Origin of the sequence: Rhabdochromatium marinum, assembly GCF_016583795.1 — a bacterium.
In the GTDB taxonomy this organism is placed as follows: Bacteria; Pseudomonadota; Gammaproteobacteria; order Chromatiales; family Chromatiaceae; genus Rhabdochromatium; species Rhabdochromatium marinum.
The window spans coordinates 1-2567 of sequence record NZ_NRRS01000138.1; the positions used below are offsets into that span (position 1 = coordinate 1).

A 2567-nucleotide genomic window follows, 5' to 3' on the forward strand; every position below is an offset into this window, starting at 1 on the left:
AAGATCTAACGTCAACATGAAACGATCCTGTCACCAAAATGTCGGCAAGTGCGCGTCCAAACGATGCGTGGCACAATGGAGCGCAAACTATAGCATAAGAATTACGCACCTCTAAATTGACGCGGTTGAGCACCTCAAGCTGGCGTTCCAGCTCGGTCAGATGCTCCTGATAGCTGTTCAGACGCTGTTCGGCCTGCGCGATGCCGATCGCTTGCGGATTCGCATCGCTCTGAGTCTCAGGCGTCTCGGGTGGCTGAAACTCGCGCGTCGGCTGCCAGTCGGCGTTGATCTGCTCAAGTTGGCGATAGAGAATCCGCAGCTTGTGCAAATGTCGCTGCTCCGCATGAAAGCGCTGTTGCACTTGCTGGTAGCGGGTGAGCGCCTGCTCGAGAAGTTCCTCGTTACTCAGCGCATGGTAGCCCTGCTCAAGACTGGAAGGCGCCAGCGGCAACTCAAAGGCCCGAGAAGCGGGCATCCGCGCTTCAAGCTGATCACGAAGTGCCGCCAGCGTGGCCGCATCCAGATAGGGATGCACGCCCAGATCATTGTCGCGCTCAAATTGGCGGATCGCATCAATGGTCTGACGGGTCAGCAGACCATTGACGGTGCCAATGCCATAGCCCTGCTCCTGCAAATTCGTCTGAATAAAGCGAATGTCTTCAGGGTTTGGCTCCTCGCTTGAGGGCTGTGCCACGACCTGATTGATCCCCAGCCAGAGACTGACCACCAAACCAATTGCAAGTGGCCATAAATAACTGCGCTGTGGACAATAACAACCTCGGAAATGCTTCATCATCAAGCCCCTTCGCTCACGCCCAGCGCTTTTTCCAGTTTTTGGGCGGTCTTGCCATTGACCAGGACAATCAGATAATCTCCCTCCTGAATCAGCGTTTCATCCGGTGGGTTTTTGCGCAACTGATACCCTTGTGGGCTGTGCTTCGACAGGCCGATTAAAATAGCATTGAAATGCTTTTTCAATGCAATGAAAGCATCACCATACATTCGATTACACAGAGGATTCTTAGGCAAGACCCGATATTGCTGAATATCATGATCTTCCTCATTGACTGCCGGAGACAATAATTCATTGAGATAGGTCGCCACATCTCGCTCGAAGAGATGGCTGGCGAAAATTTTTGCGCTGATTTCATCACGAGATAACGGAAAAATCTGCTGATGAATAGAAAAACTTTCCTTCAGTTGCGGATTGACCACGGGCGAAATAATAGATAAATCTGCAAAATATTTGCGCAGTTTGAAGATGTAGATGAGTCGTTCGCGATCCGAGGCTAGATTAACATACACACCAAAAGCACGTTCCATGGGAAGTTTCCTGACCTCTTCAAAGTTCAGGACATCCATTTCAAGTGCGATGACCCAGCGACGCTCATAAGTGCCATGGATACGCTCCACGATTTTGGCATCATCAGTCAGCGCAAGGACTTGCCGGTCGGCATTGATCAACTGATCGGTAATCAGCGCGGCAAAATGATCCCAACCGACGATGACAACAAAGTTTTCAAAGCCAGGCAATTCCAACGACATGAGTATAAATTCCACATTTTAAATAACAAGGAGAGCACGATCTTGAAAAGACCCTCGTTCACAGCGAGCCTTCTGATACGCCAAAAGCTCGCTGGAGTTGCTTGGCTGAACGACCGGAGGTAATAAAAATCAAATCATCGCCTTCGGAAATCTTCAGCTCCGGATCCTCGGGATTGCCAAGCACCACCCGCTGGCCATCAATGGTCGTTGCCAACCCGATAAGAATGGCATCCAATTGCTTTTTGATTTCAAAGAACGCGTCCAGATAGAGACGATCCTTGAAACGGTTCTGAGCAATGACACGATATTGCTGAACATCGAAGTCATCTTCGTTGACTGCGGTTGAAATCAATTGTTCAGTATATTTTGCCACCTCCGGTTCGAAGATAAAGCTGGCGGTCAGCTTGGCGTCGATTTCATCCCGGGACAGCACAATATCGGCCCCAGCCGCTTCAAAAGCGGGTACCAGCTCGACGTCATTGACCGCCACGCCATAGGTCAGCGGGCGGTGATAAAATTGCTTGCTATTGATCAGATAGACCAGCTTGTCGGTATCGTCATCGAGATTGACAAACACAACACTGGCCGCTTCGATATTGGCTTTGCGCGCCAACTCAAAGTTGTAGTGATCGGCGAGCAGGAAAAAGACTTGCTGCTTGTCGTAGCGATTCGTCAACAGTTCGAGTTGGTCTCGCTGATCAAGAATAACCGCTGTCTGGACGCCAGCAGGAATCAGCTGTTCTAGCACGGTTTGTGAAAACCGATCCCAACCAACCATCACCACATGCTTGGTGAAGCGGGTGCCGTTGTATCCCAAACGGCGGTTTTCACGAATTTCGTTGATCAGGTTGCTGACACGCCCGATCAGCACACCCAACACGCCCATACTAATAAGTGTCCCGTCCCGGAAGATTATTTACCAAAGAGGAGCCATCCGTTATTCCTCGCGCGCGAGATGCTCGAAGCGCTCATCGCCGATCTCAAAGCGGATTGCTCAAGCGCTGAGCCATCCCAATGTCATG

The 2567-nt window shown here is 50.6% G+C and carries 3 protein-coding genes; all 3 read right to left on the reverse strand.

From position 1 onward, the window contains the following. The coding region (locus CKO36_RS18715) for a peptidoglycan-binding protein (protein ID WP_200286421.1) at nt 1-727 on the reverse strand (727 nt) is incomplete at its 3' end. A 68-nt stretch (nt 728-795) separates the two neighbouring features. Then, nucleotides 796-1545 (reverse strand): NAD-binding protein, encoded by a 750-nt coding sequence (locus CKO36_RS18720; RefSeq protein WP_200286422.1) that lies wholly within the window; start codon nt 1543-1545, stop codon nt 796-798. Between the two features lie 58 nt (nt 1546-1603). Then, nucleotides 1604-2431: an NAD-binding protein gene (locus CKO36_RS18725; RefSeq protein WP_200286423.1), complete on the reverse strand. Its 828-nt coding sequence runs from the start codon at nt 2429-2431 to the stop codon at nt 1604-1606. Nucleotides 2432-2567 lie beyond the last annotated feature (136 nt).

Excerpts from the sequence above, each read along its gene's own strand:
- CKO36_RS18720 (WP_200286422.1), bottom strand. The coding sequence starts at position 1,545 with ATGTCGTTGGAATTGCCTGGCTTTGAAAACTTTGTTGTCATCGTCGGT.
- CKO36_RS18725 (WP_200286423.1), bottom strand. The coding sequence starts at position 2,431 with ATGGGCGTGTTGGGTGTGCTGATCGGGCGTGTCAGCAACCTGATCAAC.